29 protein-coding genes, 1 tRNA gene, 1 pseudogene and 1 riboswitch are annotated in these 26,380 nt (G+C 71.5%); of the genes and pseudogenes, 8 read left to right on the top strand and 23 right to left on the bottom strand.

The annotated features are described in order from the left end of the window. Positions 1–35 precede the first annotated feature (35 nt). Positions 36–1,289, bottom strand: coding sequence for a PTS transporter subunit EIIC (locus tag ACFYXS_RS03440; RefSeq protein WP_389243281.1), 1,254 nt, complete (start codon positions 1,287–1,289; stop codon positions 36–38). Positions 1,290–1,408: 119 nt separating this feature from the next. Further along, a complete protein-coding gene (locus tag ACFYXS_RS03435) occupies positions 1,409–2,734 on the bottom strand; it encodes a PTS transporter subunit EIIC (RefSeq protein WP_389243279.1) in 1,326 nt (441 codons plus the stop codon). A 140-nt stretch (positions 2,735–2,874) separates the two neighbouring features. Here ACFYXS_RS03435 and ACFYXS_RS03430 point away from each other — a divergent pair, with 140 nt between their 5' ends. From ACFYXS_RS03430 to rdgB, 4 genes are all read left to right on the top strand, one after another. Continuing rightward, the gene (locus tag ACFYXS_RS03430; RefSeq protein ID WP_319664442.1) at positions 2,875–3,108 is read left to right on the top strand and encodes a PTS glucose/sucrose transporter subunit IIB; all 234 of its coding nucleotides are present in this window, start codon (positions 2,875–2,877) and stop codon (positions 3,106–3,108) included. A gap of 88 nt (positions 3,109–3,196) precedes the next feature. Beyond that, positions 3,197–3,943 carry a ribonuclease PH gene (gene rph, locus ACFYXS_RS03425; protein WP_389243276.1) on the top strand — a complete coding sequence of 249 codons (747 nt, stop codon included), beginning with the start codon at positions 3,197–3,199 and terminating at the stop codon, positions 3,941–3,943. Positions 3,944–3,999: 56 nt separating this feature from the next. After that, positions 4,000–4,407, top strand: coding sequence for a hypothetical protein (locus ACFYXS_RS03420; RefSeq protein WP_389243273.1), 408 nt, complete (start codon positions 4,000–4,002; stop codon positions 4,405–4,407). A 23-nt stretch (positions 4,408–4,430) separates the two neighbouring features. Beyond that, positions 4,431–5,039: an RdgB/HAM1 family non-canonical purine NTP pyrophosphatase gene (rdgB, locus tag ACFYXS_RS03415; protein WP_389243271.1), complete on the top strand. Its 609-nt coding sequence runs from the start codon at positions 4,431–4,433 to the stop codon at positions 5,037–5,039. 49 nt (positions 5,040–5,088) lie between these two features. Here the strand turns inward: rdgB and ACFYXS_RS03410 are convergent. The 7 genes from ACFYXS_RS03410 to ACFYXS_RS03380 form a co-directional block, all read right to left on the bottom strand. Beyond that, positions 5,089–5,175, bottom strand: a tRNA-Leu gene (locus ACFYXS_RS03410). Positions 5,176–5,223: 48 nt separating this feature from the next. Next, positions 5,224–5,358: an HNH endonuclease gene (locus ACFYXS_RS03405; RefSeq protein WP_389243520.1), complete on the bottom strand. Its 135-nt coding sequence runs from the start codon at positions 5,356–5,358 to the stop codon at positions 5,224–5,226. A 527-nt stretch (positions 5,359–5,885) separates the two neighbouring features. Further along, entirely contained in the window at positions 5,886–6,530 is a 645-nt protein-coding gene (locus tag ACFYXS_RS03400; protein ID WP_389243268.1) for an HNH endonuclease, read from the bottom strand. Between the two features lie 139 nt (positions 6,531–6,669). After that, on the bottom strand, positions 6,670–7,527 hold the full coding sequence (locus ACFYXS_RS03395) for a fumarylacetoacetate hydrolase family protein (RefSeq protein WP_389243265.1): 858 nt from the start codon (positions 7,525–7,527) through the stop codon (positions 6,670–6,672). A 32-nt stretch (positions 7,528–7,559) separates the two neighbouring features. Beyond that, a complete protein-coding gene (locus tag ACFYXS_RS03390) occupies positions 7,560–8,240 on the bottom strand; it encodes a YidC/Oxa1 family membrane protein insertase (RefSeq protein ID WP_389243263.1) in 681 nt (226 codons plus the stop codon). A 90-nt stretch (positions 8,241–8,330) separates the two neighbouring features. After that, positions 8,331–8,651, bottom strand: a complete 321-nt coding sequence (locus ACFYXS_RS03385) for a DUF6412 domain-containing protein (RefSeq protein ID WP_389243260.1) — start codon at positions 8,649–8,651, stop codon at positions 8,331–8,333. 152 nt (positions 8,652–8,803) lie between these two features. Next, positions 8,804–10,111, bottom strand: coding sequence for a DUF445 domain-containing protein (locus ACFYXS_RS03380; protein WP_389243258.1), 1,308 nt, complete (start codon positions 10,109–10,111; stop codon positions 8,804–8,806). A 183-nt stretch (positions 10,112–10,294) separates the two neighbouring features. Here ACFYXS_RS03380 and ACFYXS_RS03375 point away from each other — a divergent pair, with 183 nt between their 5' ends. Further along, a complete protein-coding gene (locus ACFYXS_RS03375) occupies positions 10,295–11,617 on the top strand; it encodes an SGNH/GDSL hydrolase family protein (protein WP_389243255.1) in 1,323 nt (440 codons plus the stop codon). A 64-nt stretch (positions 11,618–11,681) separates the two neighbouring features. Beyond that, a complete protein-coding gene (locus ACFYXS_RS03370) occupies positions 11,682–12,794 on the top strand; it encodes an aminotransferase class V-fold PLP-dependent enzyme (RefSeq protein WP_389243253.1) in 1,113 nt (370 codons plus the stop codon). A gap of 17 nt (positions 12,795–12,811) precedes the next feature. Here the strand turns inward: ACFYXS_RS03370 and ACFYXS_RS03365 are convergent, their stop codons facing one another. Genes ACFYXS_RS03365 through ACFYXS_RS03355 form a run of 3 tightly spaced genes read right to left on the bottom strand, consistent with a single transcriptional unit; the run spans position 12,812 to position 15,384 of the window. Next, positions 12,812–13,780, bottom strand: a complete 969-nt coding sequence (locus ACFYXS_RS03365) for an ATP-binding cassette domain-containing protein (RefSeq protein ID WP_389243251.1) — start codon at positions 13,778–13,780, stop codon at positions 12,812–12,814. Between the two features lie 7 nt (positions 13,781–13,787). Continuing rightward, the gene (locus ACFYXS_RS03360; protein WP_389243249.1) at positions 13,788–14,591 is read right to left on the bottom strand and encodes an ABC transporter permease; all 804 of its coding nucleotides are present in this window, start codon (positions 14,589–14,591) and stop codon (positions 13,788–13,790) included. After that, positions 14,584–15,384, bottom strand: coding sequence for an ABC transporter permease (locus tag ACFYXS_RS03355; RefSeq protein WP_389243247.1), 801 nt, complete (start codon positions 15,382–15,384; stop codon positions 14,584–14,586). The genes ACFYXS_RS03360 and ACFYXS_RS03355 overlap by 8 nt, the downstream gene beginning before the upstream one ends. 290 nt (positions 15,385–15,674) lie before the next feature. Here ACFYXS_RS03355 and ACFYXS_RS03350 point away from each other — a divergent pair, with 290 nt between their 5' ends. Continuing rightward, positions 15,675–17,921, top strand: a complete 2,247-nt coding sequence (locus ACFYXS_RS03350) for a transglycosylase domain-containing protein (RefSeq protein WP_389243245.1) — start codon at positions 15,675–15,677, stop codon at positions 17,919–17,921. 24 nt (positions 17,922–17,945) lie between these two features. On the opposite strand, the gene ACFYXS_RS03345 is transcribed toward ACFYXS_RS03350, so the two are convergent. The 3 genes from ACFYXS_RS03345 to ACFYXS_RS03335 form a co-directional block, all read right to left on the bottom strand. Next, the gene (locus ACFYXS_RS03345) at positions 17,946–18,266 is read right to left on the bottom strand and encodes a DMT family transporter (RefSeq protein ID WP_389243242.1); all 321 of its coding nucleotides are present in this window, start codon (positions 18,264–18,266) and stop codon (positions 17,946–17,948) included. A 34-nt stretch (positions 18,267–18,300) separates the two neighbouring features. Next, a riboswitch (guanidine-III (ykkC-III) riboswitch) is annotated at positions 18,301–18,362 on the bottom strand. Positions 18,363–18,368: 6 nt separating this feature from the next. Continuing rightward, positions 18,369–18,671 carry a GroES family chaperonin gene (locus ACFYXS_RS03340; protein WP_389243518.1) on the bottom strand — a complete coding sequence of 101 codons (303 nt, stop codon included), beginning with the start codon at positions 18,669–18,671 and terminating at the stop codon, positions 18,369–18,371. A gap of 46 nt (positions 18,672–18,717) precedes the next feature. Further along, positions 18,718–19,041 (bottom strand): DUF3618 domain-containing protein, encoded by a 324-nt coding sequence (locus tag ACFYXS_RS03335; RefSeq protein ID WP_389243240.1) that lies wholly within the window; start codon positions 19,039–19,041, stop codon positions 18,718–18,720. Positions 19,042–19,141: 100 nt separating this feature from the next. Between ACFYXS_RS03335 and bcp the strand changes: the two genes are divergently transcribed. Continuing rightward, positions 19,142–19,609 (top strand): thioredoxin-dependent thiol peroxidase, encoded by a 468-nt coding sequence (gene bcp / locus ACFYXS_RS03330; RefSeq protein ID WP_389243238.1) that lies wholly within the window; start codon positions 19,142–19,144, stop codon positions 19,607–19,609. A gap of 31 nt (positions 19,610–19,640) precedes the next feature. Here the strand turns inward: bcp and ACFYXS_RS03325 are convergent, their stop codons facing one another. From ACFYXS_RS03325 to ACFYXS_RS03290, 8 genes and pseudogenes are all read right to left on the bottom strand, one after another. Further along, positions 19,641–20,285 (bottom strand): class F sortase, encoded by a 645-nt coding sequence (locus ACFYXS_RS03325; RefSeq protein WP_389243236.1) that lies wholly within the window; start codon positions 20,283–20,285, stop codon positions 19,641–19,643. Between the two features lie 5 nt (positions 20,286–20,290). Next, positions 20,291–21,247, bottom strand: a complete 957-nt coding sequence (locus ACFYXS_RS03320) for a hypothetical protein (protein WP_389243234.1) — start codon at positions 21,245–21,247, stop codon at positions 20,291–20,293. A gap of 109 nt (positions 21,248–21,356) precedes the next feature. Next, positions 21,357–22,136: an HAD-IIA family hydrolase gene (locus ACFYXS_RS03315; RefSeq protein ID WP_389243232.1), complete on the bottom strand. Its 780-nt coding sequence runs from the start codon at positions 22,134–22,136 to the stop codon at positions 21,357–21,359. A gap of 77 nt (positions 22,137–22,213) precedes the next feature. Beyond that, positions 22,214–22,510 (bottom strand): annotated as a pseudogene (locus ACFYXS_RS03310) (nucleotide pyrophosphatase); the annotation flags it as partial. 55 nt (positions 22,511–22,565) lie between these two features. Further along, complete coding sequence (locus tag ACFYXS_RS03305; RefSeq protein ID WP_389243230.1) at positions 22,566–23,684, bottom strand: 2-aminoethylphosphonate ABC transporter substrate-binding protein; 1,119 nt, start codon at positions 23,682–23,684, stop codon at positions 22,566–22,568. Next, the gene (locus ACFYXS_RS03300; RefSeq protein ID WP_389243228.1) at positions 23,681–24,478 is read right to left on the bottom strand and encodes an ABC transporter permease subunit; all 798 of its coding nucleotides are present in this window, start codon (positions 24,476–24,478) and stop codon (positions 23,681–23,683) included. The genes ACFYXS_RS03305 and ACFYXS_RS03300 overlap by 4 nt, the downstream gene beginning before the upstream one ends. Next, the gene (locus tag ACFYXS_RS03295; RefSeq protein WP_389243226.1) at positions 24,465–25,325 is read right to left on the bottom strand and encodes a 2-aminoethylphosphonate ABC transporter permease subunit; all 861 of its coding nucleotides are present in this window, start codon (positions 25,323–25,325) and stop codon (positions 24,465–24,467) included. The genes ACFYXS_RS03300 and ACFYXS_RS03295 overlap by 14 nt, the downstream gene beginning before the upstream one ends. Continuing rightward, positions 25,318–26,379 (bottom strand): ABC transporter ATP-binding protein, encoded by a 1,062-nt coding sequence (locus ACFYXS_RS03290; protein ID WP_389243224.1) that lies wholly within the window; start codon positions 26,377–26,379, stop codon positions 25,318–25,320. The genes ACFYXS_RS03295 and ACFYXS_RS03290 overlap by 8 nt, the downstream gene beginning before the upstream one ends. Position 26,380: the final 1 nt, after the last annotated feature.

The raw sequence follows: 26,380 nt of genomic DNA, 5'->3' as shown, positions 1-26,380 counted from the left end.
CCTGCGCGCGTTTCCTGCGCGCGCGGCCGCGATCGCTAGGCCTTCGTGAGGTCCTCGACCTCCTCCTCGGGTTCGCGGCCCGGGGTGGGGAGGTTGAACTTGACGATCGCGAAGCGGAAGACCAGGTAGTAGATCACCGAGAAGCACAGACCGATCGGGATGATCAGCCATGGCTTGGTCGCCAGGTTCCAGTTCAGGATGTAGTCGATCGCGCCGGCCGAGAAGGTGAAGCCGGCGTGCACGCCCAGCGCCCAGGTGACCGCCATCGACGCCGCGGTGAGTACCGCGTGGATGGCGTAGAGCAGCGGCGCGATGAACATGAACGAGAACTCGATCGGCTCCGTGACACCGGTGACGAAGGAGGTCAGCGCGAGCGAGAGCATCATGCCGAGCACGGCCTTGCGGCGCTCGGGGCGGGCCGTGTGGGCCATGGCCAGGGCCGCGGCCGGGAGGCCGAACATCATGATCGGGAAGAAGCCGGACATGAACTGTCCGGCGCTGCCGTCACCGGCGAAGAACCGGGTGAGGTCGCCGTGCACGACGGTGCCCGAGGCGTTGGTGAAGTCACCGAGCTGGAACCAGGCCACCGAGTTCACGAACTGGTGCATGCCGATCGGGATCAGACCACGGTTGATCAGGCCGAAGAGCGCGGCGCCGACCGAGCCGAGCCCGGTCATCCACTCGCCGAAGTTGCTGATCGCGTCGCCGATGGGCTCCCAGACCAGACCGAAGAAGACACCGACCAGGGTGCCGACGAAGGCCATGATGATCGGCACGAGCCGGCGGCCGTTGAAGAAGCCGAGCCAGTCCACCAGCCGGGTGCGGTGGTAGCGCTGCCACAGGACGGCGGCCAGCAGGCCCATCACGATGCCGCCGAGCACACCCGGGTTGTTGTACGTGGCGGCGATGTCCGCGCCGCTCTGCACCTTCGCCTCGGTGACCGGGAAGGCCTTGAGGACGTTGCTGTAGACCAGGAAGCCCACGAGAGCCGCGAGCGCGGTGGAGCCGTCGGCCTTCTTGGCGAAGCCGATGGCCACGCCTATGCAGAAGAGCATCGGAAGGTTGTCGAAGACGGCGCCGCCCGCGGTCGCGAAGACGGACGCCACCTTGTCCCAGCCGAGGCCGTCGGCCCCGAAGACATCGGGCTGACCCAGGCGGAGCAGGATGCCCGCCGCCGGCAGGACGGCGATCGGCAGCTGGAGGCTGCGGCCGATCTTCTGCAGGCCTTGGATAAGGCCGGAGCCCCGCTTCTTGGCTGCGGGAGCCGCCGTCGTGGTGGCGGTCGTCATGGAGTTCCTCCTGGTCTGAACCACTCAGTGGTGTAGACCAGTCTTAACACGCACTTGACGCGCAGAGGAACGTTTGGCTCCGTGTGGTCTAGACCACAGTTCGGAGCGTGACGCCTCCGCTACGCCTTGAGGTTGTCCCGCGTCATCTCCTCCGCGACCTCCTCCGGCTCCCGCCCCGGCGTCGCCAGGTCGAACCGCGTGATCACCAGCCGGAAGAGCGCGTAGTACACCACCGCGAACACCAGCCCGATCGGGATGATCAACCACGGTCTGGTCGCCAGCGACCAGTTGACGACGTAGTCGATGAGACCGGCCGAGAAACTGAAACCGTCGTGCACCCCCAGCGCCCAGGTGACCGCCATCGAGACCCCGGTCAGCACCGCGTGGATCGCGTACAACGCCGGCGCGATGAAGAGAAAGGAGTACTCGACCGGTTCCGTGATCCCCGTGACCAGCGAGGTCAGCCCCACCGACAGCATCAGGCCGCCGACCTCCTTGCGGCGCTCGGGACGCGCGCAGTGCGTGATCGCCAGCGCCGCGGCGGGCAGCGCGAACATCATGACCGGGAAGAAACCCGAGGTGAACTGCCCCGCCGTCGGGTCGCCCTGCAGGAACCGGTTGATGTCCCCGTGCACCACCTGACCGTCCGGCTTGGTGTAGTCCCCGAACTGGAACCACACGAAGACGTTCAGGAACGTGTGCAGACCCACCGTGAGCAGCGCCCGGTTCGCCACACCGAAGATGCCCGCCCCCCACGACCCCAGATCGCTCAGCCACTGGCTGAAGCTCGTCAGACCGCTCCCGATCGGCGGCCACACCCACAACGACAGCGCCGCGAAGACGATGGCGACGAAGGACATGATGATCGGGACCAGCCGGCGCCCGTTGAAGAAGCCGAGCCAGTCCACCAGCCGCGTGCGGTGGTAGCGCTGCCAGAAGAAGGCGGTCAGCAGCCCGATCACGATCCCGCCGAAGACCCCCGGGTTCTGGTACGCGGCAGGGGCCGCCGCCGCGGGCGTGCCCGGCGGGATGCAGGCACCGCTGATCATGCTCGCCTGCACGAACACCGTCCCGCGCGGACAGTCCTGCGGGAACTGGTGCAGCACCCCGTAATAGACGAGGAAGCCCACGACCGCCGCCAGCGCCGTCGAACCGTCCGCCTTCTTCGCCATCCCGATGGCGACCCCGACCGCGAACAGCAGCGGCAGCCCCAGCGAGCCGTCCAGCAGCGCGCCCCCCGCGCCTGCGAACACCCGCGCCACGTTGTCCCAGCCCAGGCCCTCGGCGCCGAAGACATCCGGCTGGCCCAGCCGGTTCAGGATGCCCGCGGCCGGCAGCGCCGCGATGGGCAGCTGCAGGCTGCGCCCCATCTTCTGCAGCCCCTGGAAGAGCGTGCCCGTCCACCTGCGGCCGGGCCGCGGACCGGCGGCGGCATCCGAGCTCATGGGCACTACCTCCTGGCGGGTAATGTGGTGTAGACCAGTTGAGGCGCGGCTGTGTCAGAGATGCATCCCCGCAAATGCGGTCCACACCTGCACTACCGTGTGAAATCGGACCGAACGGCCGAGACAACCAGGAGCTGCACATGGCCAGCAAGGCAGAGAAGATCGTCGCCGGGCTCGGCGGACTCGACAACATCGAGGAGATCGAGGGCTGCATCACCCGACTCCGCACGGAGGTCGCCGACCCCTCCCTCGTCGACGAGGCCGCGCTCAAGGCCGCCGGCGCCCACGGCGTCGTCAAGATGGGCAACGCCGTCCAGGTCGTCATCGGCACCGACGCCGACCCGCTCGCCGCCGAGATCGAGGACATGCTCTGATCCCGGCCCACCGGCCCTGATCACCCGCAAGGGGCCCGTTCCGCAACCGGCACGGGCCCGCGGTTCACTTACGGCTAGGCTCGTCGCCATGTCTCGTATCGACGGCCGCACACCCGACCAGCTCCGCCCCGTCACCATCCAGCGTGGCTGGAGCAAGCACGCCGAAGGATCGGTGCTCATCTCCTTCGGCGACACCAAGGTCCTCTGCACCGCCTCCGTCACCGAAGGCGTGCCCCGCTGGCGCAAAGGCAGCGGCGAAGGCTGGGTGACCGCCGAGTACTCCATGCTGCCGCGCTCCACCAACACCCGCGGCGACCGCGAATCCGTACGCGGCAAGATCGGTGGACGCACCCACGAGATCTCCCGCCTCATCGGCCGCTCCCTGCGCGCCGTCATCGACCACAAGGCACTCGCCGAGAACACCGTGGTCCTCGACTGCGACGTCCTCCAGGCCGACGGCGGCACCCGCACCGCCGCCATCACCGGCGCCTACGTCGCCCTCGCCGACGCCGTCACCTGGATGCACGGCCGCAAGCTGCTGCGCGCCAAGGCCCAGCCCCTGAAGGGCACCGTCAGCGCGGTCAGCGTCGGCATCATCGACGGCGTCCCCATGCTCGACCTCTGCTACGAGGAGGACGTCCGCGCCGAGACCGACATGAACGTCGTCTGCACCGGCGACGGCCGCTTCGTCGAGGTCCAGGGCACCGCCGAGGGCCAGCCCTTCGACCGCAAGGAACTCAACTCCCTGCTCGACCTGGCCGTCGGAGGCTGCGTCGAACTCGACGCACTGCAGCGCGCGACCCTCGAAGAGCTCGAACAGATCACCAAGGGCTGACCAAGAACCGGTCCGGGGAGTGCAACCCGGCGGCGGCGCGACGCGTGTTCAGTGACATGCACCCACGCACCCGCCGCCGCCTCGCCGCACTCGCCGCCGCCACCGCGCTCGGCGCCGCCGCCCTCACCGGCTGCGGCGCCGCCGACGCCGTCAACGCCGTCGACAAGGCCCTCGACTGCGCCACCGTCGCCGCCCAGGTCGCCGGAGACGTCCAGAACCTGCAGAACGCGGTGAGCAACGCCGGCAACGACCCGCAAAGCGCCGCCGCCGCGCTCGACCAGATCGCCGACCACCTCGCCGCCCTCGGCGACAGGACCGACAACGCCGACGTCACCAAGGCCGTGGGCGACCTCGAGAAGGCCGTCGACAACGCCCGCACCGCCGCCGACGCCGGCCGGGTCCCCGACATCACCCCTGTCGCCGACGCCGCCGGCGGACTCTCCAAGGTCTGCACCACCGGCTGACCGCCACCGGGATAATCGAGACCATGCCGCACACCCGCCTGGTCCTCGCCACCCGCAACGCCCACAAAGTCGCCGAGCTCCACGCCATCCTGGCCGACGCCGGGCTCGGTGTGGAACTCGTCGGCGCCGACGCCTACCCAGAGATCCCCGACGTCAGGGAAACCGGCGTCACCTTCGCCGAGAACGCCCTCCTCAAGGCCCACGCCCTCGCCCAGGCCACCGGCCTGCCCGCCGTCGCCGACGACTCCGGCCTCTGCGTCGACGTCCTCGGCGGCGCCCCCGGCATCTTCTCCGCCCGCTGGGCCGGCAAGCACGGCGACGACCGCGCCAACCTCGAGCTGCTCCTCGCCCAGCTCTCCGACATCGACCACCCCCACCGCGCCGCCCACTTCATGTGCGCCGCCGCCCTCGCCCTCCCCGACGGCACCGAGCACGTCGTCGAGGGCCGCCTCCTCGGCACCCTGCGCTTCGAACCGCACGGCCCGAACGGCTTCGGCTACGACCCGATCCTCCAGCCGGTCGGCGAGTCCCGCACCTGCGCCGAGCTCACGCCGGCCGAGAAGAACGCCATCAGCCACCGCGGCCAGGCGTTCAGGGCGCTGGTGCCGGTGGTGCGGGAACTGGTGGGGTGATCCATAAACTCGTGGCCTGCGAGCCCAATCTTGGATTCGCAGGCCACTGTGGTGCGGCGGAAGGGATTCGAACCCTCAAGCCCGATCAAGGGCCACAGATCCTAAGTCTGCCGCGTCACCTCTGCGCCACCGCCGCTAGCCGCCACCCATGGTAACGGGTGGCGGCTGGGGTATTCCATACGGTTTATCGGCGGGTGGCGCGCATACCTCCCCGGCACCATGTGTCCGTGACGGCGTGGCAGTTCGGGCAGAGCAGCCGAAGGTTCTCCGACCTGTCGTCCAGTCGGTCGCCGTTGATGTGGTCGACTTCCAGAGTCATTGATCTGCCGTGCCAGATCTCACCGACACCGCATTGCGCGCACCGGGCGGGAACGCCTGTTTCCGCGAGAGCCCTGCGCAGGAGTACGGCCGCGGTGCGGTATCCGCTGGTACGTGCGACCAGAATGTCGGCCGCCGACCTGCGGTGCCTGGTCCCGTGCTTGTTCCCGTGGGCCTGGCCGAGGAAGTGGCTGGTGTCCAACCCGTCCTCGGCCAGCCAGGAATGGAGCAGAGCGCGGCTTCGAGTGCTGTCGCTCCGGCCGATGCGGCGAAGCGTCTCGGCCACGGACACGGAGTGCGCGACGGCTGCCTGGAGCTCCGCCGGTGTGGGCCGCGGCCGTTTGCGGCCGCGAGCGGAAGAGTTCAAGAAGTGGGAGATGTCGATTCCGAAGTCGGCGAATCGCTTTTCGAGGTAGCGGTGCAGCTTCGCGTAGGGGGTCCGGCCGAGCCAATCCACGGCCTCTTCTATGGAGCGGCATTGTGCCGCCGCCTGTACCAACAGTTCGCGTGTGTACGGGGCGCCGGAGTTCACCGGACCCCGTTTCGGGCGCGAAGCTTGCCCCGCCCTCGATAGGTGTCCGTGGTCGAGTGACAGTTGGGGCACAGGAGACGGAGGTTGGGCAGACGGTTGTCGCGCCAGTCGCCGCTGAGGTGGTCGACCTCCAGAGGCAGTGGGCGGTCGCACCACTCGGGTCCGGTGCCGCAGAGCGCGCAGCACTCGATCACACCGGTGGCCAGCATCGCTCGCTTGAGCCGATCGCTCTGCATGCGGCGGGCGGTGCTCGGGTCCTGCTCCACCAGGACCTCTTGGGGGGAACGGCCGCGTGAACCACGGGACGTGACGAAGAAATGCGACGTGTCGATGCCGAACGCGCGAATGCGGCGGCTGATGTGCGTGTGCTGACCGCCCACGACCTCGACCCCCAAGTGACGCAGCACCTCGGTCATGTTCGTACAGGCGGCGACAGCGGACGCGAGGACTTCCCGCGTCCAACGGCCCCCTTCCCGTTCGAAGTGCGAGGTGTCCACACCCAACTTCCTCAGTCGGGCCCGGATGTATGTGCGGGTCGGGCTCTTCGGGTCCAGGCCGAGTCTGCTCAGGGCTTCCGACAGTGTTCGTGAGGACGCCACCGCGTCGTCCAGGAGTTCACGGGTCCAGCGACTTGTGGGCATTTCCACCCCAATGCGATCTGGTGTTGCACTTTCGCACGGAATAACGACCCGTTCGTACGACGGTTACGCCGCCCGGGGAATATGCCAAGGGCGCCCGGCGCAGCGTGCGCCGGGCGCCCTTGGGGGAGGGCCGGGAGGCCTAGGCGTCCTTGAGGACCTGGCGCTGGCGGCCGAGGCCGTCGATCTCGAGCTCGACGACGTCACCGGCCCGCAGGTACGGCTTGGGCTCGGGGCGGCCGAGGGCGACGCCGGCGGGGGTGCCGGTGTTGATGACGTCGCCGGGGTAGAGGGTCATGAACTGGCTGAGGTAGCGGACGACTTCGGCGACCGGGAAGATCTGGTCGGCGGTGCTGCCGTCCTGCTGGAGGGCGCCGTTGACCCACAGGCGCAGCCCGAGCGCCTGGGGGTCGGGGACGTCGTCGGCGGTGACGAGCCAGGGGCCGAGGGGGTTGAAGGTCTCGCAGTTCTTGCCCTTGTCCCACTGGCCGCCGCGTTCGATCTGGAAGGCGCGTTCGGAGACGTCGTGGGCGACGGCGTAGCCGGCGACGGCGGCGAGGGCTTCCTCGGGGGAGGCGGCGTAGCGCAGTTCGCGGCCGATGACGACGGCGAGTTCGACCTCCCAGTCGGTCTTGAGGCTGCCGCGGGGGACGAGGACGGTGTCGTCGGGGCCGACGACGGTGTCGGGGGCCTTCATGAAGAGGATCGGCTCGGTGGGGATGGCGGCGCCGGTCTCGGTGGCGTGGTCGTGGTAGTTGAGGCCGATGCAGACGATCTTGCCGATGCCGGCGAGCGGCGGCCCGGTGCGCAGGTCGTCGGCGTCGAGGGCGGGCAGGGTGCCGGCCGCGGCGGCCTCGCGGATGCGGTCGAGGGCGGCGGGGTCGGCGAGGAGGGTGCCGTCGATGTCGGGGGTGAGGGAGGACAGGTCGCGCAGGACGGCGTCCTGGTCGAGAAGGGCCGGGCGTTCGGCTCCGGCGGGGCCGACTCGCAGCAGCTTCACGAGACTCTCCGGTGGGTCGAGGGGCGGCTGGTTCATTTCCGATGGGGGCGGTCATCGGAGGTCTTGGGTGATCCTCCAGCGGAGGGGGTGTCACCCGCAACCCCCTTCCCATGGTGTGGGCGGTGCAGCCACGCGCGCTCGGCGGCGGTCCAGGTGGTGGACGTGGCGAGGTAGAGCGCGGCGGCCGGCGGCATGATCGCGGCGGGGACGAGGGTGGCGAAGGAGAGCAGCGGCAGGTGCCGGGCGAGGCCGGTGGCGTCGGGGGCGGCTTTGCGGGCGCGGCGGTAGGAGAGCAGGGCGACGGCGGCGACGACCGCGAGGACGGCGGCGTGGACGGGGGCGCCCCAGTGTGCGCCGAGGTGGGTGCCGTGGGCCGCGTGGTAGAGGACGAAGAAGGCCGGCAGTTGGAGCAGGGTGGGCAGGATGCCGGCGAGGGGTGAGGTGCCTTCTGCGGTGTGGAGTGCGGCCAGGGCGCGCTGGAGTTCGTGGGGGTCGCGCTCGTGGGTGCGGCGCAGTTCGGCGACGCGGGGGGCGAGGGCGGCGCGGGCGCGTTCGCCGCGTGCGGCGGCCCGGGCGAGGGGGTGGAGGGCGAGTCGTACGAGGAGGGTGAAGGCGATGACGGCGGCGGCCGGGGCGGCGGCGTGGCCGGTGAGCGGGGCCAGGAGGCCGGTGAGGGAGTTCAGGGCGTGCGGGAGCTGCGGGAGTACGGACATGGTGGCGGGAACCCTCCGCGGGTCTCGTCGTGCCGGACGGGGTGGTGTCGGCGTGACGGACGGCGTGCGGACTGCGGGGTGGCAGGTGCGCTACGCGGCCGTCGGGACGGGACGGCCGGGTGCCCGGGGGCGTGGGCGGCCGGAGGCGTCGGGGTCGCGCTGGGGGAGGAAGGCGGTGCGGCGTTCGCGGTCGCGCAGGGCGGTGCGCACGTGTTCGCGGGGGACGGGCGGGGCGCAGGCGACGGCGTGGAGGGCGCGGCCGAGCAGGATCGCGGCAGCGGCGGTGGTGGCGGCCGCGGCGAGTGCGGTGGTGAGCCCGGTGTGGGTGAGGAGCAGTCCGGTGAGGAGGGCGAGGGTGGCCAGGGCCGTGACGGCGTGGGCGCGCAGTGCCGTGGCCGGGGTGCGGGTCACCGGGTCCTCCTTTCCGTCCGCCGGTCGCTTCTCGTGAGGTGATGACGTTCGTGGGGCCGGTGGAGTTCCGTGGTGGCGGTACGGGTTCCGTCGACCCGGCGGGAGGAATTCCTCCGATGTCTGGCCGTGTGCGGTGGGGGGCCGCCGGTGGGCTATCCGGCGAGGACCCGCGACACCGTGTAGATGGCCAGGCCGGCCAGGGCGCCGACGACCGTGCCGTTGATCCGGATGAACTGCAGGTCGCGGCCGACGTTCGCCTCGATCTTGCGGGTGGTCTGCTCGGGGTCCCAGCCGGCGATGGTGTCGGTGATCAGTGCGGTGATCTCGTCGCGGTAGGTGGTGACGACGTAGGTGGCGGCGTCCTCCAGCCAGCCGTCGATCTTGGCGGTGAGCCGCGGGTCCTCGGTCATCCGCGCGCCCAGTGACAGCAGGGAGGCGCGGGCGCGCAGCCGCAGTTCGCTGTGCTCGTCCTCGGCCGCGGCGACGATCATGCTCCGTACCGAGCCCCACGCGGACTCGATGAGGTCCTGGACTTCGTGACGCTCGATGAGGTCCTTCTTGAGGCGTTCCACGCGCCTGCGGGTGTCGGGGTCGGACTGGAGCTCGGTGGCGAAGTCGGCGAGGAAGCGGTCGAGGGCGCCGCGCGCGGGGTGTTCGGGCATGTCGCGCATCTCGGCGGTGAAGCGCACCAGTTCCTTGTAGATGCGCTCGCCGACCTTGCGGTCGACGAAGCGCGGGGTCCAGCCGGGTGCGCCGCCCTGGACGGCGTTCATCACCGAGTCGCCGTGCTCGTTGAGCCAGTCGTGGGCCCGTACGCAGACCAGGTCGACCATCCGCCGGTGGCCTCCGTCGGCGACGATCCGTTCCAGCATCTTCCCTATGCCGGGGGCGATCTCCTGTGCGTCCGCCCGGCGGGTGATGGCTTCGCCGACCACGGCCTGGACGTCGGAGTCGCGCAGTACGGTCAGGGCGCCGCGCAGCGCGGCCGCACCCTGTTCGGTGACGCGGTCGGCGTGCTCGGGGTCCTCGAGCCAGGTGCCGAGGCGGTGGGCGATGCCGACCTTGCGCAGCCGGGTGCGCACGACGGTCTCGGACAGGAAGTTCTCGCCGACGAAGTCGCCGAGGGTGCGGCCGAGGGCGTCCTTCTTGGTGGGGATGATGGCGGTGTGCGGGATGGGCAGGCCTAGCGGCCTGCGGAAGAGCGCGGTCACGGCGAACCAGTCGGCGAGCGCGCCGACCATGCCGGCCTCGGCGGCGGCGGCGACGTAGCCGCTCCAGGCGCCGGCTCCGGCGGACTCGGCCCATTTGGCGAGGCCGTACACCAAGGTGGCGGCCAGCAGCAGCCCGGTGGCGATCACCTTCATGCGCCGGACGCCGCGCCGCCTGCCCTCGTCGGCGGGGCTGTAGGAGAACGCCGGAGTCGCGCTCTCACCCGTTCCGGTCACCGGAGTCCTCTCCATCCCTCGCACCCGTCTCCTTTCCGTGTATGGGTATTGCGCACGCCACACTCACCAGTTGGAACGAACAACGGGTTCCCGACATCCAACACGGCAGACGGTCGGGTCCGGCGTCTTCCATGGGATCATGAGTGGGGGCGGATCGCGCCGGTTTCCGAGACCCCCTGCACAGGAGTTGAGCACTGCATGGCCAGAACGACCGGTTGTGCCCTGCTCGCCGGACTCACCGCCCTGGTGGCGGTCGTGTCCGCGGCGATCCTCGTCACCGTCGGCCGTACGGACGTCACGGCTCGCGCCGGGCGTCCGGCCATGGCGGCCGGCAGCGCCCGTACCGCCGTGCCGGCGGCCTCGGGTTCGTGGGTCGGCACGTGGTCCACCTCTCCCGTCGCCGCTGAGCCCTTCGCTCCGGAGGGATACCCCGGATGGTCGATCCGCAACGTGGTGCACACCAGTGTCGGTGGCACCTCGGTGCGGGTGCATCTGTCCAACGCCTTCGGCACCGAGCCGCTGGTCATCGCGCACGCCAGCGTCGCCCGCGCCGCCGGGGCCCGGAGCGCGGCGGCGGTCGAGGACTCCATGCGGATGCTGACCTTTGCCGGGCGGGGGTCGGTGTCGATCCCGGCGGGCGGGGTCGTCGTCAGCGACCCGGTGGCGCTGACGGTGCCGCAGCGGGCCGACCTGATGGTCACCACGTACACGGCGCTGCCCTCGGGCCCGGTGACCTCCCATCCGCGGACCCGGCAGATCTCGTTCATGGCGCGCGGTGAGCGCACCGCGCAGGTCTCGGGACGGTCGTACACGACGCGGAGTTCGTTCTGGCGGTACGTCAGCGCGGTGGACGTCTTCACCGAGCACGCGGCCGGCGCGGTGGTGTTCTTCGGTGACTCGATCACCGACGGCATCACCTCCACCGTGGGTGCCAACCACCGCTGGCCCGACTACCTGGCGGCCCGTCCGCAGGCCTCCGGTGAGCGGCGGCTGCGCCTGGGCGTCCTCAACCAGGGCATCAGCGGCAACCGGGTGCTGCGCGACGGCGACGACGGGGCCAATCCCAGTGCCCTGGAGCGGCTGGACCGCGACGCGCTGTCCCAGACCGGTGCCCGCACGATGGTCGTGGAGCTGGGCATCAACGACATCATCCGGCCGCCTCGGGAGACCAGCGCGGAGGCCGTGGTCGACGGGCTGCGGCAGATCGTGGCGCGCGGCCACGCGCACGGGATGCGGGTGATCGGGGGGACGCTGCTGCCGCTCGAGGGTCACGGGGTTGCCTACAACCCGGCGACCGAGGCCGTGCGGCAGCAGGTCAATGCGGCGATCCGGGCGGGCACGGTGTACGACGCGGTGATCGACTTCGACAAGGCGCTGCGTGACCCGTACCGTCCGACGAGGATGCTGGCCGCCTACGACTCCGGCGATCATCTGCACCCCAGCGACGCGGGCTTCCGCCGGATGGCCGAGGCCGCCCGGCCGGTGCTGCTCGGGGGTTCCGCCGCCGCCGCGAAGGCGTGACGGGGCCGGGAACGCACGGACTGCACGGACTGCACGGACTGCACGAGGACTTCAGAGGACGGCGATGACGGATCACGCGGGCGGGCTGCCCGGTTACGCCGAGCGTTTCACCGAGCCCGAGGGCTATCTGGACTTCGCCCGTTACGGGCCGCCCTCGCGTGACGTGCTGGAGGTCACGGCGGCCGCGCTGGCCACGTCCGCCGAGGCCGACCACACCACCGTCAACGACTTGATGCGGGCCGAGCCGCGGGCGCGTGCCGCGGCGGGCCGGCTGGCGGGCACGGACGCCGCGCACGTGGCGCTGCTGCCCAACGCCTCCACGGGGCTGTTCCATGCCGCTTTCGGGCTGGCCGGGGGCGCGGTCCTGGTGCCCGCCGCGGACTTCCCGGCCAACCACTATCCGTGGCGGCGCAGCGCGGCCCTGGGCCGTGCGGTGCCGCGCTGGCTCGACGCGGCGCCCACCCCGGACGCGGTGCGGGCCGCGCTGAGCGACGAGGTGGTCGCGGTCTCGGTCAGCGCCGTGGACTTCCGCACCGGTTACCGCGCCGACCTGGCCGGGCTCCGCGAGGTCATCGGCGACCGGCTGCTGATCGTCGACGCCATGCAGGCCTTCGGTGTCGCCGAGCTGCCCTGGCAGGCCGCGGACGTCGTGGTCGCCGGTGGCCAGAAGTGGCTGCGGGCCAGCTGGGCGACGGGCTTCGCGGCGCTGTCGGACCGGGCCCTGGAGCGGTTGGAGCCGACGTTGTCGGGCTGGACGGGGGTGACGGACGTCGGCGTCTTCGACGACGTCGAGCATCCGCCGGCCCCCGACGCGCTGCGCTGGAGCATCACCAATCTGAGCCCGGTGACGGCCGCCGCCTTCGCGGTGGCGCTGGAGCTGGTGGAGTCGTCGGGTGTCGCCGCGATCGAGGCGCACGTGGCACGGCGGGTGGACGAGTTGATCGAGGTGGTGCGCGCGGCGGGCGGCGAGGTGCTGTCGCCGGTCGCGCCGGGGGAGCGGGCGGGCATCGTGTCGTTCGCGGTGCCCGGTACGGACCCGGGGCGGATCGCGAAGGCGCTGCACGAGCACGGGGTCACCCCCTCGGTGCGGGCGGACTCGGTGCGGCTGTCGGCGCACGCCTCCACCACGTCGGGCGCGGTGGAGCGGGTGCGGGCGGCGCTGGGCTCGCTGGGCTGAGCCGCGCCCGGGCGGCCTCACACGGGCGCGCCGCCGGTGGCGTACATGCGGGCGATGACGTCCTCGATGACGGGTTCGCGCACCGACAGGTCGACGACGCCGTGCCGGGCGGCGAGCTCCGCGACCAGGGGCGCCGCGCTCGCGGAGGCGGGGAACGCGATCCACTGGCGGGGGCCCTCGACGCGGGCGCAGCGGGCGCCGGGGAGTTCCACGGGCGGCAGTTCGCGTTCGAAGTCGACGACGAGGGTGCGTTCGCTCTCGCCGATCGCGTGGAGTCCGGCGAGCCCGCCGTCGTACATCAGGCGTCCGTGGTCGATGACCATGACGCGGCGGCACAGCTGCTCGATGTCGGTGAGGTCGTGCGTGGTGAGCAGGACGGTGGTGCCCTGCTCGGCGTTGACGCCGCGCAGGAACTCGCGGACCTTGGCCTTGCTGACGACGTCGAGGCCGATGGTGGGCTCGTCGAGGTAGAGCACTTCGGGGTCGTGCAGCAGGGCGGCCGCGATGTCGCCGCGCATGCGCTGGCCGAGGGAGAGCTGCCGCACCGGTACGTCCAGCAGCGGGGCGAGGTCGAGCAGTTCGACGCAGCGGTCGAGGTTGTGGCGGTAGCGGGCCGCGTCGACGCGGTACATGCGGCGGACCAGTTCGTAGGAGTCCCGCAGCGGCAGGTCCCACCACAAGGTGGTGCGCTGGCCGAAGACGACTCCGATGCGCCGGGCCAGGCGGGCGCGTTCGCGGGAGGGGTCGATGCCCGCGACGCGCAGCCGGCCGGCGCTGGGGGTGAGGATGCCGGTGAGCATCTTGATGGTGGTGGACTTCCCGGCGCCGTTGGGGCCGATGTACCCGATCATCTCGCCGGCGGGGACGCTGAAGGTGAGGCCGTCGACGGCGCGCACCTGGTGCCGCTCGCGGCGCAACAGCCCGCTCTTGCGGCGGACGTCGAAGACCTTCTCCACGTGGTCGAGTTCGATGACTGCGGTGGTCATGACGGCATCAGCTCCCGGTGCTCCGGTACGAACGCAGGGCGGTCCGCCACAGGGCGCCGGCGAGCGCGCAGCTCGCCGCGGCGACCAGGGGCGGGGCGAAGTCGGCCCAGCCGGGCAGGCCGAGGGGGTCCGGCCGGCCGAGGATGTGCAGGACGGGCATCCAGTTGACGAAGGCGAGGGGCACGACGAAGGTGACGCCTCGCACGAGGTCCTTGGCGAAGACCGTGGGCGGGTACTGCAGCACGGTGTTGCCGCCGTAGGTGAAGGCGTTCTGCACCTCGGAGGCGTCGCCGGCCCAGAACTGGAAGGCAGCGCCCGCGATGAAGACCGCCGCGAAGATGCCGGCGCCGCTGAGCACGCCCAGGGGCAGCAGGGCGGCCTTCAGCGGGGTCCACGCGATGTCGAGGCGGGTCAGTGCCCAGCCGAGCACGAGCAGCCCCTGGGCGACGCGCCCGATGCGGCGCAGCGCGAACTGGTCGGCGGCGACCTGGGCCAGGACGGGCAGCGGCCGCACCAGCAGGGTGTCCAGCGTGCCGTCGCGGATGCGGCGGCCGAGCCGTTCCATGCTGCCCAGGGCCAGATCGGCCAGGCCCATGGAGGTGCCGGTGGTGCCGTAGAGCAGGGCCACTTCGGGGAGGGTGAACCCGCCGAGGCGGTCGATCTGCGAGAACATCAGCAGGATGACGACGAAGTCCAGCGCGGTCGCGGCGAAGTTGCCGATCGCCGTCATCGCGAAGGAGGCCCGGTAGGCCATGGTCGACCGGATCCACATGCTCACGATCAGCGCGTAACCGCGCAGCGCCTCAGCCACCTTGCACCACCAGCTTGCGGGTGGCCGCGGACTGCAGGAGCCGGCCGGCGCCGAGCAGTGCCACCGCCCAGCCGACCTGGAAGGCCAGGCTGCCGGCGAGTGACACGCCGGTGCTGCGGCCGAGCAGGATGTCGGCGGGCACTTGGAGCAGCGAGGAGAAGGGCAGGGCGCGGGCCACCGCGCCCAGGCCGGTCGGGAACGCGTTGAGCGGCAGCAGCGAGCCGGAGAAGAACAGCGTGGCCAGGGTGACGACGGTGACCACCCCGCTGCCGTCCAGCAGCCAGAAGGCGCTGAGGACCACCAGGTAGCGCAGGGCGAAGCTGACGACCACCCCGAGGAGCACCGACAGCAGGAAGAGTGCCCAGGTGGTGGGGGAGGCGGGCAGGGCGAGGTGGAAGGCGAGGGCGCCGCAGGCCATCGGCACGATGCCGCGGGCGAGGAGCTGGTAGGCGGCCCGGCCGAGGTCGGCGGCGAGCCACCAGGTCTGCAGGTCGGCGGGGCGGTACAGGTCGACGGCGATGTCGCCGGTGCGGATGCGTTCGATGAGTTCGTCCTGGAAGCCGCCGCCGAGCAGGGCGCAGGTGGCGATCAGGGCCTGGCCGGTCCAGACGTACGTCAACGCCATGGACTGGTCGTACCCCCCGAGGTGGGGTCGTTCGTCCCAGAGGGCGATGTAGGTGTAGGCGATGACGAAGCCGAAGACCGTGTTGGTGAAGACACCGGCCACGGTGGCCGTCTTGTAGGTCGCGTGCCGGCGGAAGCCGCTTGCCGCCACGGCGGCGTACAGACGCATCCTGGTGTCACCCCTCCCGTCGTGCCGCTCTCCCGTTCCCGGGCGTGCCACCCGGAGCGGGCGCAAGCGCACGACGCTACCGGCCGCCGTCACGCGCTGCCACGGCTTTTTCACCCCGTGGTGGGGTCCTGGACGTGCTGCAGAGCTGTCACAGCCCTGTCACGGAGGCACGCCATTGAGCCGTTTTGTCCTGAAGGTGCGTGAGTGTCCGCCGGGTCGTACGGCACGATTGACCCAAGATGTTCCGCCGCGGCACAACCCTCGGCGGCCGCGGAGGAGTCAGTACAGACATGAGCAGCAGCAACGCTTCCCCCGGCGGCGGGGGAACCGCGCCGTCCGGAACGAAGCCGAAGCGCACCGGAGTCCGCAGACTGATCCCGGGCTGGAAGACGGTGATCGGCACCTTCCTGCTGGTCGTGCTGGCCTGCGCCGGCGCCTTCATCGTCGGCTACCAGCTGGTGGAGATCCCCAAGGCCAACGCGGGAGCGATCGCCCAGAGCAACGTCTACCTGTACTCCGACGGCAGCCAGCTGGCGCGCGACGGCGAGGTCAACCGGGAGAACGTGGACCTGAGCCAGATCGCCAAGACCGCCCAGTACGCCACGCTGGCCGCCGAGGACCGCAACTTCTACAACGAGTCCGCGGTCAGCCCCAAGGCGATGATCCGCGCGGCCTGGAACACGGTCACCGGCAAGGGCAAGCAGTCCGGCTCGACCATCACCCAGCAGTACGTGAAGAACTACTACCTGAACCAGGACCAGACGGCGATCCGCAAGGCCAAGGAGTTCTTCATCGCGATCAAGCTCGACCGCGAGAAGAGCAAGAGCGAGATCCTCCAGGGCTACCTCAACACCAGCTACTACGGCCGCAACGCCTACGGCATCCAGGCCGCCGCCCAGGCCTACTTCGGCAAGGACGCCGACCAACTCGACACCGCCGAGGGCGCGTACCTGGCCACGCTGCTCAACGCCCCCAGCGAGTACGACGTGGTCGCCCACCCGGAGAACAAGGTCCAGGCGCAGGCCCGCTGGAACTACGTGCTGGACGGCATGGTCAAGGAGGGCTGGCTGAGCGGGACCGAGCGCGCGTCGCTGACCTTCCCGACCCCGCTGAAGGCCAAGCCCGCCACCAGCCTGTCCGGCCAGCGCGGCTACCTGGTCGAGGCCGTCAAGGACTACCTGTCCGACAACCGCATCCTCGACGAGGAGACGCTGCGCTCCGGCGGCTACCGCATCACCACGAGCATCGACCGCAAGAAGGAGGACGCCTTCGTCAAGGCGGCCGAGAACCAGCTCCTGGACAAGCTCGACCCCAAGGCCCACAAGACCGACAGGTACGTGCGGGCCGGCGGCGCCTCCATCGACCCGGCGACCGGGAACGTCGTCGCCATGTACGGCGGCATCGACTACACCAAGCAGTTCGTCAACAACGCGACGCGCCGCGACTACCAGGTCGGCTCCACCTTCAAGCCGTTCATCTTCGCCTCGGCCGTCCAGAACGACTCCACCACACAGAGCGGCCGGCGCATCACGCCGTACACGATCTACGACGGCACCAACAAGCGCGAGGTCGTCGGCCGCAACGGCCGCACCGGCTACGCCCCGGCGAACGAGGACGACGTCTCCTACGGGCCGATCACGGTCACCCGCGCCATGGACCAGTCCGTCAACGCCGTCTACGCCCAGATGGCGCAGGACGTCGGAGCGGACGACGTCAACAGCACGGTGCGCGCGCTCGGTGTCCCCGAGCAGGTCAAGCTGGTCAGCACCCCGGCGATGGCGCTCGGCACCATGGAGGCCAGTCCGCTGGACATGGCCCAGGCGTACGCGACCCTCGCCAACCACGGCCGCTACGTCCCGTACACGATGGTGGTGAAGGTCACCAAGAACGGCGAGGACATGAAGCTGCCCGAGCGGCAGCCCCGGCAGGCGATCACCCGTGAGGCGGCCGACACCACGACCTCGATCCTGCGCTCGGTGGTGCAGGGCGGCACCGCCACCGCCGCCCAGGCGTCCGGCCGTCCCGCCGCGGGCAAGACCGGCACGGCGGAGGAGGACAAGGCCGCCTGGTTCGCCGGCTACACCCCGAACCTGGCGACCGTGGTCGCCGTGATGGGGCAGGACTCGCAGACCGGCGCCCAGAAGCAGCTGTACGGCGCCGCGGGCCTGGAACGGGTCAACGGCGGCGGCTTCCCCACGCAGATCTGGGCGGAGTACACCGCGGGGGCGCTCAAGGGCACTCCGGTGCGCGGCTTCAAACTGCGGCTGGAGCCCGGTGCCTCGGCCCCGCCGGCCACCTCCGCCCCGCCGTCCAGTTCCGCGCCGCCGACCTCCTCCGCGCCTCCGGCCTCGTCGCCGCCGCCGGTCGAGAGCAGCGAGCCGCCGGCCTCCTCGGAACCCCCGCAGTCCCCGTCCGAGCCGCCCGCCAGCACTTCCCCGCCGCCGTCCGAGGGCGGACCGGGCGAGCTGCCGATCGGCGGCCCGGTCGGCGGAGACGACGGCGGGGGCGGGGGCGGGGGCGGGGGCGGCTTCCAGTAGCGGGGCGGGAGCGGGTGGGCGGCCTCAGTGACCGGAGGTCGCCTTCAGCCCGACGACGGCCACCAGCAGCAGGCAGATGAAGAAGATCCGGGCGGCGGTCGCCGGCTCGCCGAGCACCACGATGCCGAGCACCGCCGCCCCGGCCGCGCCGATCCCGACCCACACCCCGTAGGCGGTGCCGATCGGCAGCGTTCTGGCCGCGTACGACAGCAGGAGCATGCTGGCCACGATGCCGGCGCCGGTGCCCAGGCTCGGCCACAGCCGGGTGAAGCCGTCGGTGTACTTCATGCCGACCGACCAGCCGACCTCCAGCAGACCGGCCAGACACAACAGGACCCATGCCACGACAGGCACCTCCATGATCATTGAAGACTCAGGCGGTGCGTCGTCTTTGCATGGGCCCTGGTACGGCGCGTCTCGTCAGGGGACGGGACCGACGGTAGCAAATCAGAGGTAGAGACCGGTGGAGTCCTCCGAGCCCTGCAGCCGCTCGGCGGCCACCGCGTGCAGGTCCCGCTCCCGCATCAGCACGTAGGCCGTGCCGCGCACCTCGACCTCGGCACGGTCGTCCGGGTCGAAGAGCACCCGGTCACCGACCTCCACGGTGCGCACGCTCTGGCCGACCGCGACCACCTCGGCCCAGGCCAGCCGCTTCCCGACGGCCGCCGTGGCGGGGATCAGGATGCCGCCGCCCGAGCGGCGCTCGCCCTCGGGCGTGTCGGAACGGACCAGCACACGGTCGTGCAGCATGCGGATCGGAAGCTTGTCATGCGATGGCGAACTCACAGGTACGACGTTACCGGCGTCGTCTGCGCAGCGAGAGCCCGGCCACCACCGTGACCAGTGCCACCGCCACCACCGCGACCGGCACGATCCGCTCCACGCGTGGCGCGCCCTCCTCCGTCACGAAGTGCCCGCGGACCTCCGTCACACCCCGGTTGACCGCCACGTACGCCCGTCCGGCGGTGCGGTCCACGGCCGACGCGACCTTCGCCTTGGTGTCGGCGGCGATCGTCTTCGGGTGCACGCGCACGGCGATCTCGTCCAGGGTGGCGGCCAGCTCCCGCCGCTTCAGGGCGATGTCCGCCTCGATCTGAGCAGGGCTCCTGCCATCCGACACCGCGCAGCCTCCATCGTCGTCTCGACCGGTACCGTGCAGACAGTCTGTCAGTCCGCCCGTGCCGGCGCCCGTCGGCACCCCGAACCGGAGAACTGCACCCATGAGCGAGCGCCTCCAGCCCGGCGACACCGCACCCGCCTTCACCCTGCCCGACGCCGACGGCAACGAGGTCTCCCTCGCCGACCACGCCGGCCGCAAGGTCATCGTCTACTTCTACCCCCAGGCGCTCACCCCGGGATGCACCAAGCAGGCCTGTGACTTCACCGACAACCTCGACGTGCTCGCCGGCGCGGGCTACGACGTCATCGGCGTCTCGCCCGACAAGCCCGAGAAGCTCGCGAAGTTCCGCGAGAAGGAGTCGCTGAAGGTCACGCTGGTGGCCGACCCCGACAAGTCGGTCCTGACCGCGTACGGCGCCTTCGGCGAGAAGAAGCTGTACGGCAAGGTGGTGACCGGGGTGATCCGCTCCACGGTCGTCGTCGACGAGCAGGGCAAGGTCGAGCACGCCTGGTACAACGTCAAGGCCACCGGGCACGTGGCCAAGCTCATCCGCGACCTGGGCGTCTGACGCCCCGCCGGTGCTGGCCGGCCCCACCGGCTCAGGCCCGGGTGTGCGAGCCGGTCAGCGCCGCGTAGACCACGACGTTGGCCGAGTAGCTCTGGGTGGCGTGGTCGAAGGTGCCGCCGCAGGTGATCAGCCGCAGCTCGGGGCGGACCCCCGAGCCGTACACCCGCTCCGGGCGGAACCCCTCCTTCGGGACGATCTCCACGCCCTCCACGGTGAACTCCGCGACCGAGCCGTCCGAGCGGTTGACCTCCACGAGGGTGCCGGGTGTCACGGTGCTGAGGTTGTAGAACACCGCGGCCCGGGTGCGGGTGTCCACATGGCCGACGATCAGCGCCGCGCCCGCGTCGCCGGGCGCCGGGCCCGCACCGAACCAGCCGGCCACCCCGGGCGAGCTGAACGGCGGCGGGTCGACGGCCCCGTCGGCGGTGAGCCCGCGCGCGACGAGCGGGGCGTCGATGCCGGCCGAGGGGATCTCGATGCTGAGCGGCCGGGCGTGGCCCAGCGGGGTGTGCGCGGCGTAGACCGGGGTGGGGCGCTCGTCCGCGCCGGGCGCGGACGTGGCGGTGACCCCCGGGCCGCCCATGGCGTCCCCGGGGGCCGGGTGGACGTAGCCCTTCAGCCACGCCGCGAAGAGCACGACCGCGGCCGTGGCGGCCGCGACGGTCCGTCCCTGCACCGGGCTCAGTCCCGGCTGCGGCGCCGGTGCATCACCAGGCCCGCCGCCCCCGCCACGGCCAGCACGCCCGCGGCCACGGTGCCCGGCACCCCGGCCGGCTGCGCGGGAGAGGCCGAGTGCCGCGCCACGCCGGCGGCCATCGCACCGCCGCCCGCGGGCACCGGCGCGGACGGGTAGCCGCCGTCCCCGGTCCCGTCGCCGACCTCGACCTCGCCCTCGTGGGACTGGCCGTTGCACTCGATGGAGACCTTGTACGAGCCGGACGCGAGCCCGGAGCGCACCACGGCGGAGGCGTACATGCCGCCGTCCGACGCGGGGGCGAGCCGTACGGGGGCGACGAAGGCGGAGGAGCTGACGGTGCCGGACGCGGCCCGGTCGCAGTCCTGGGTGCGTACGTCGACGTCACCGCCGGGGCCGACGGAGCCGGGGTTGACGCTCACGCCGCCGCCCCCGCCCCCGCCCCCGCCGCCGACGCCACCCCCGCCGCCGCGGCCCTCACCGCCGCCTCCGCCTCCACCGCCACCGCCGCCCCCGCCACCGCCGTCGCGGCCCTCACCGCCGCCACCGCCGTCGCGGCCCTCGTCGCCGTTGTTCCGTCCGCCGTTGTCGCGGCCTCCGTTGTCGTCGCGGCCCCCGTTGTCCCGGCCGCTGTTGTCCCGGCCGCTGTTGTCACGGCCCCCGTTGTCCCGGCCGTTGTCGTCGCGTCCGCCGTCCCCCCGGTCCCCGTTGTTGCGCCCGCCGTTGTCGCGCCCGGTGTCCTGCTTGCCGAAGTCCTGGCGGTCGTCGCTCTGGTCTCCGCCGCCACCGCCCCCGCCGCCCGCGCGCTCCCACAGCCGGCTGGTGGCGTCCCCGCTTCCGGCGGGGCCGTCTTCGGCGACGGCGACGGGACCGCAGATCGCGATCACCGTCACCGCCGCGGCGGCGCACAGGGGAATGCGGGCGGCGTCCATGACAGAGCCCATGATGAAAACCTCCACTCACCCGGGCTCACGTCGTCGGAATCGGTCGGCCCTGGTACTTCGAAGGTCTCTTTTCTGACGGGCCGCCGCATGCGGGGCTGCTCCGGTTGGGTCAGATGAGGTCCACCAGATCGGCGATGGAGTCCACCACCCGGGAGGGCCGGTAGGGGAAGCGGTCGATGTCGGCGGGCTGCGTCAGCCCGGTGAGGACCAGGACCGTCTCCATACCCGCCTCCAGGCCGGCCAGCACGTCGGTGTCCATCCGGTCGCCGATCATCGCGCTGGTCTCGGAGTGCGCCTGGATGGCGTTCAGCCCGGCGCGCATCATCAGCGGATTGGGCTTGCCGACGAAGTAGGGCTCCTTGCCGGTGGCCTTGGTGATCAGAGCCGCGACCGAACCGGTGGCGGGCAGCGCGCCCTCGGCGGAGGGGCCGGTCTCGTCGGGGTTGGTGGCGATGAACCGGGCGCCGCTGTTGATGAGCCGGATGGCCTTGGTCAGCGCCTCGAAGCTGTAGGTGCGGGTCTCGCCCAGCACCACGTAGTCCGGCTCGACGTCGGTCAGGACGTAGCCGATGTCGTGCAGCGCGGTGGTCAGGCCCGCCTCGCCGATGACGTACGCGGTGCCGCCGGGACGCTGGTCGTCCAGGAAGCGGGCGGTGGCCAGCGCGGAGGTCCAGATGTTCTCCACCGGCACGTGCAGGCCCATGCGGGTCAGCCGGGCGTGCAGGTCGCGCGGGGTGTAGATGGAGTTGTTGGTGAGCACCAGGAAGGGCTTCCCGGATTCCCCCAGCCGCTTGAGGAACGCGTCGGCGCCGGGGATCGGGATGCCCTCGTGGATCAGGACTCCGTCCATGTCGGTGAGCCACGATTCGATCGGCTTGCGTTCTGCCATGGGACGGACTCCTGCGGTGTGCCGGTGCTGAGGTGCGGGGGCGCCGTCACGTCGTCGTGCCGACGCCCCCAGCCTAGTCAGGCGGTGGTGACCTCGACCCCGTCGATGACCCAGTACCAGTTGTTCGCCCCGGTGCAGCGGAAGCGGAAGCCCACGCTGGAGGCGCCGGATGGGACGGCGACCGTCACGGACTGGGGTTGCGAGACCACGTCGGAGGTGTAGCTCTCGACGGCGGCGGGGGTGCCGCCGTTGAAGGAGGCCAGGATCTGCGCGGTCTGGGCGCCCTCCTGGCGGTAGAAGGTGGTGAAGGACAGCGTAACGCTGCTGCGGACAGCCGAACGCCCCTGACGGTGCAGGGGCGTTCGGGTGGTGCTGTGCTCGTGCTGCTCGTGCTGCGGGTCCTGCCGCGGGCCGGGCGGATGCGGCAGGTCAGCTGCCGGTCGCGTCCTGCCAGGCCTTGACGTAGGAGTCGAGGTTGGTGTTGATGTCCGCCCAGTCGGGCTGGAAGACCTCGACGCCCTGAAGGATCCCGGCCAGCGCCTTGGCGTTGGCGTCGTCGGCCTTCACATCGGTGCGCGCGGAGAAGCCGCCGCCGATGGAGCTGACCTCCTTCTGCGCCTGCTCGCCGAGCATGAAGTCGAGCAGCTTCTTGCCGTTCTCGGAGTGCGGGGCGCCCTTGACCAGGCCGCCGACGTACGGCAGCGCGAAGGTGCTGGGCTTGCCGCCCTGGACGGCCGGGAACCAGATGCCGAGGTTCGGCATCGACTTGGCCTGCGCGAAGTTCATCTGGACGTCGCCGTTGGCGACCAGGATCTCGCCCTTGTCGACCTTGGGCGCCAGCTTGCCGGTGGACGAGGACGGGCCCACGTTGTTGGCCTGGAGCTTCTTCAGGTACTCCATGGCCTGGTCCTTGCCGCCGAAGTCGTGCATCGCCTTGATGACGACGGCGGTGCCGTCGCCGGCGACGCCCGGCGTGGAGTACTGCAGCTTGTTCTTGTACTTCCCGTCGAGCAGCTCGTCCCAGGTGGTGGGGGCGGTCTTCAGCTGCTGCTTGTTGTAGACGAAGCCGAAGTAGTTGTTGACGACGGAGGTCCAGGTGCCGTCGGAGGACTTGTCGGCGGTGGCGACCTTGTCGGCGCCCTGCGGGGTGTACTTCTCCAGCAGGCCCTTGGCGTCGGCCTGCTGGATGAACGGCGGCAGGGTCACCAGGACGTCGGCCTGGGTGTTGGACTTCTCGCGGACGGCACGCTGCACGACCTCGCCGGAACCGCCCTCGACGTAGCGGACCTTGATGCCGGTCTGCTTCTCGAAGTCCTTGAAGATCCGGTCGTACCAGCCGTCGCCGTTCTCGCCCTTGAGGCCGTCGGCGCTGTAGACGGTGACCTCCTTGGCGTCGGAGGCGGAGGAGTCGCCGCCGCAGGCGGTGAGGGCGCCGCCGAGGACGAGGGAGGAGGCGAGGACGGCGATCGGGGCGCGCAGGGCGCGACGGGGGACGCGGGAGACGCGGGGGACGGAGGACATGGCGGGACTGATCTCCTTGAGGGTCATCGGTAGGAGGCTTTGGTGCGGATGCGGGAGAGAGCGAGCAGGACCAGGAGCGTCGTGCCCATGAGGACCACCGCGAGGGCAGAGCCGGTGAACGGCGAGCCGCGGTCGGTGGCGCTGAAGACCAGGACCGGCAGGGGCAGCCAGTCGGGCGGATAGAGCATCATCGTGGCGCTCAACTCGCCCATGGACAGGGCGAAGCAGAGCCCGGCGGCCGCCCCCAGGGAGGGCAGCAGCAGGGGCAGGCGGACCCGCCACAGCACGTACCAGGGGCGGGCGCCGAGGCTGGCCGCGGCCTGTTCGTAGGCGGGGTCGAGGCGGCCGAGCGCCGCCGTCACCGACTGGTGGGCGAACGCCGTCACCAGGACGGTGTGGGCCAGGATCACGATCCAGCGGGTGCCGTTGAGCAGCAGGGGCGGCTTGCTGAAGGCGACCAGCAGAGCGAGTCCGGCGACCACCGACGGCACCGCGACCGGCAGCATGAACAGCAGGTCCATCACCCGCCGGGCCCGGCGGCCCAGCGCGTGCGCCGACAGCGCCGCCCAGGTGCCCGCGACCAGCGCCAGCGCGCTGGCGGCGGCCGCGGTGAGCAGACTGGTCGTCAGGGCCTGCAGCGACTCGCCGCGCACGGCGGCGTCGTAGTGGTCCAGGGTCGGGCCGGACGGCAGCGCGCCGCTCCAGTGGCCCGCGAAGGACGCGGCCACCAGCACCAGCAGCGGCAGCGCGAACAGCGGCAGGAAGAGCAGGGCGAACAGCACCCACACGGCCCAGCGGCCGCCGCGGCTATGCACCAGCACGTCGGCTCACCGCCCGGTAGATGCCGTACAGCGCCAGCGAGACGGCGACGTTGACGGTGGCGACGACGCAGGCCGCGGGATAGTCGGACTCCAGGATCGCCTTGGTGTAGACGAGCATCGGCAGGGTGGTGACGCCCTTGGCGCCGGTGAAGAGCACGATGCCGAACTCGTTGAGGCACATGACCAGCACCAGGCTCCCGCCGGCCGCCAGCGCCGGCAGCGCGTCGGGGAGGATCACCTGCCGCACGATGCGCGGGGCGCGGGCGCCCAGCGACGAGGCGGCCTCGATCTGCGCGGGGTCCAGCTGCCCGAAGGCGGCCAGCAGGGGGCGCATCACGAAGGGCGTGAAGTACGTGACCTCGGCGAGGATCACGCCCCACGGCGTGGTCAGGAAGGCGAACGGCCCCTCGACGGCGCCGGTGGCATCCGTCCACAGTCCGTTGGCCATGCCCGCCGACCCGTACACGAAGACCAGCGCCAGCGTGATCAGGAAGGACGGGAAGGACAGGAAGACGTCCACGAAGCGGGCGACCGCCCGGGCGCCGGGGAACGGCACGAAGGCGATCACCAGGGCGAGGACGAAGCCCAGCACCAGGCAGCCGGCCGTCGATGCGGCCGCGATCCACACGGTGTTGCCCAGCGCCCGCCGGAACACCTCGGAGCCGAAGACGTCCCCGTACACGGTGAAGGAGTGCCCGCCGGTGTCGGGGGACACCGACTGCCACACCAGCAGCACCAGCGGGTAGAGGAAGGCCGCCGCGAGCACCGCGACCGGCACGCCGGCCCACAGCAGGCGGGTCCCGGGGCGCGTCCCCGGCGTTCGGGTCGGCACAGCCGTCTCAGCCATCGCGGTCACCGCCCCCGGTGCCCGCGGGCAGCAGGACGGCGTCGTCGGGCGCGAAGTGCACGGTGACCGTGTCGCCGGGGGCGGGCGGGTCGCGCAGTTCGCTGACGTCGGCCATCACCTGGTGGCCGGCGGTCTCGACCAGCAGGCGGTGGGTGGCGCCGCGCCACTGGATGCCGGTGACGGTGCCGGGCAGCGGGTTGGGACCCTCGCCGAGGCCCACGGCGTGCGGGCGCACGCACAGCGTGGCCTCGGCGCCGGGGGCCGCGTCGCCGGTGGGGGCGAGCAGGTCGTGGCCGGCGAAGCGGACCGCGCCGTCCTTGCCGACGGTGACCGGCAGCAGGTTGGCGTTGCCGACGAAGGACGCGGTGAACTCGGTGCGCGGGCGCCGGTAGAGCTCCTGCGGGGTGCCGACGTCCTGCAGCCGGGCCCGGTCCATCACCGCGATGCGGTCGGCCAGGGTCAGCGCCTCGATCTGGTCGTGCGTGACGTACAGCATGGAGACGTCGGGCAGTTCGCGGTGCAGGCGCGCCAGTTCGGCCAGCATCCCCGAGCGCAGCTTCGCGTCGAGCGCGGAGAGCGGCTCGTCGAGCAGCAGCACCCGGGGGCGTACGGCCAGGGCGCGGGCGATGGCGACGCGCTGCTGCTGTCCGCCGGACAGCTCACGCGGGTAGCGGCGCGCGAACTCGCCCATGCCGGTGAGCGCCAGGGCCTCGGCGACCCGCTCGGCGGTCTCGGCGCGCGGCACTCCCTGCGCCCGCAGTCCGAAGCCGACGTTCTTGTCGACCCGCATGTGCGGGAACAGGGCGTAGCTCTGCACGACCATGCCGATGCCGCGCTGGTACGGCGGCAGCTTCGTCACGTCGCGGCCGTCGATCCACACCCGGCCGCGGACCGGGCCGACGAAGCCGGCGACGGCGCGCAGCGCGGTGGTCTTGCCCGACCCGGAGGGGCCGAGCAGGGCCATCACCTCGCCGGGTTCGACGGTGAGGTCGAAGGAATCCAGGACGGTGGTGCGGCCGTAGGCCACCGTCACGTCCTCGAACCGTATGCCCATC

Source organism: Streptomyces sp. NPDC002574, assembly GCF_042889545.1.
Lineage (GTDB): Bacteria > Actinomycetota > Actinomycetes > Streptomycetales > Streptomycetaceae > Actinacidiphila.
The sequence above is the reverse complement of the archived record's forward strand: the minus strand, read 5'-3'. Positions and strand labels throughout refer to the sequence as shown.